This window comes from Bowmanella yangjiangensis (assembly GCF_017255015.1).
GTDB lineage: Bacteria > Pseudomonadota > Gammaproteobacteria > Enterobacterales > Alteromonadaceae > Bowmanella > Bowmanella yangjiangensis.
In genome coordinates this window covers 1-2,350 of record NZ_JAFKCS010000047.1, presented here as the reverse complement: position 1 = coordinate 2,350, position 2,350 = coordinate 1, and the positions used below count along the sequence as shown (strand labels likewise).

Sequence of the window (2,350 nt, the reverse complement as noted above, 5' to 3'; positions counted from 1 at the left end):
TTGACCTGTGTGTTCGTGCGTTTTCTGGAGGACAATGGCTTACTGGCTGAGCCGGTGTTGGCTGGGCCGGTGAGTGATGCGCAAGGGCGAAATGCCTTGCAGCAGGCTAAAGAGCGCATGGTGGCCTACTTTAACGAGAACCCCACCTTTGAAGAACGCCACTACCTGCTCGATCTATTCGCGGAGCTGGAAAAATACCCGGTGATCGCGGAGCTCTTGGATCATCGCCATAACCCCCTCTGGCAGATTCCGGTTTCGGCTGATGGTGCCAAACGTCTGATCGATTTCTTCCAGAGGATCGATGCCGACAGCGGTGAGATCCTGCACGATTTCTCCGACCAGCACTGGGATACCCGTTTTCTTGGGGATCTGTACCAGGATCTTTCAGAGTCCGTGCGCAAACGTTACGCGCTGCTGCAAACCCCGGAATTCGTTGAGAGCTTTATTCTCGATTACACCCTGGAGCCGGCGATTCAGACGTTCGGTCTGGCGGGGTTGCGCCTAATCGATCCGACCTGTGGCTCGGGGCACTTTCTGCTTACGACATTCGAGCGTGTATTCAATCAATGGCTGAAGCGCGAGCCCGGTACTAATACCCGTGAGCTGGCACAGCGTGCGCTCAACGTAGTGCATGGCACCGACATCAACCCTTATGCCATTGCCATTTGCCGATTCCGTCTTCTTATCGCCGCCATGAAGGCTGCGGGTAGCATCAGGATTAAAGATGCGCCTAGCTTTCATTTCAATCTGGCTTGTGGCGATTCGCTTTTGCATGGTCGTCGATTTGAATGGCAAGGACAGGGCAATCAGCAAGATTTATTGGATGAGAAAAGCCACGTATACGAAGTGGAAGATGCCGATAAGCTGAGTACTCTTCTTGGGCAACGCTATCACGTGGTAGTGGGTAACCCGCCCTACATTACTGTTAAAGACAAAGCGCTGAACCAAATTTATCGTAATAAATACCCGACCTGTCACCGACAGTATTCGCTGGGTGTCCCTTTTACCGAGCGTTTTTTTGACTTAACACTTTTGCCAGAAGGCAATCAGTCGGCCGGTTTTATGGGCATGATCACTGCCAACAGCTTTATGAAACGCGAGTTTGGTAAAAAGCTGATTGAAGACTATTTGCCGCGCAAAGACCTAACTCATGTGGTTGATACCTCTGGGGCCTTTATTCCTGGTCATAGTACGCCTACCATCATTCTCTTTGCCCGTAATCAGCTGCCGAAATCCGATCAGATTCAGGTCGTCTTGGGTATTCGCGGCGAGCCAGGTGTGCCGGAAGTTGCTGCGCAAGGAAAAGTTTGGTCCTCAATTGTGCAGTTGCTGCCTAAACAGAATGCAGAAAGTGACTATGTCACAGTTACGTTACAGGATCGTTCTTCGTACGCGCAACACCCATGGAGTATCGGTGGCGGTGGTGCTTCTGAGTTGAAAGATCAGCTTGAATCGTTTGCAAAGAGTAATCTTAAGAAATTTATTAAGGGAATTGGTAGGTCGACCCACACTGGCGAAGACTCAGTATTTTTCCTGCCCCAAAACTCTGTGAAAGCCTTGGGCTTTGATGGGGATACTGTTCCGCATTGTATTGGTGAAAATATTCGCAACTGGGCAGTTGAGAGTGATACTTATACCCTCATGCCTTACGATAAAGAGACCGCAGAGGTTCTTGATCCGTTGCCGGAGTCGCAAGCTAGGCATTATTGGAGATACAGGGTAGTACTTAAAAATCGTAGGGACTTTGGTCAGCTTATTGAGGATAGAGGGCTTCTTTGGTATGAGCATTCGATGTTCTTTCCAAAGAGATTTCTCTCTCCACTCTCTATTACGTTTGCCTTTGTTGCTACACATAACCACTTCGTGCTGGATCGTGGTGGCAAAGTGTTTAAGCAAACTGCGCCCGTTATAAAGCTATCTGCGTCTGCAACGGAAGCAGAGCATTTTGCATTGCTCGGATTGTTAAACAGCTCCACCGCATGTTTCTGGGGTAGGCAGACTTTTTTTGGTCGTGGCGGATTTTCGGATGGAAAATGGCAAGAGCGGGTCGAATGGGATGGCACTAAGCTAAAAAGCTTTCCTGTGGCTGGAGACTCAGTGGGTAAGGCTATGCGGCTTGCTCAGAAGCTGGATGAGCTGGCACTAGAGTTAAAGTTGCACCAGCCAAGTAATGTATTAGAGCAGGTTGAAGCGGACGTGCATCAGGCTCTTAAAGATGCAGAAATAATGGATGTGGAATTGCAAGGGCGAATGATTGCCTTGCAGGAAGAGCTTGATTGGTATGTGTATGGTTTGTACGGATTAATTGATGTTGATTTGTGCTGTCTCGGTCAGTTGCCTGTGATTGAGT

At 49.2% G+C, this 2,350-nt stretch carries 1 protein-coding gene; it reads left to right on the top strand.

Annotation, left to right across the window (positions count from 1 at the left end; all coding sequences use genetic code 11):
* Window positions 1-9 precede the first annotated feature (9 nt).
* Window positions 10-2,350: BREX-2 system adenine-specific DNA-methyltransferase PglX (gene pglX, locus J0A65_RS20735; protein WP_332874368.1), on the top strand; the 2,341-nt coding region annotated here is incomplete at its 3' end.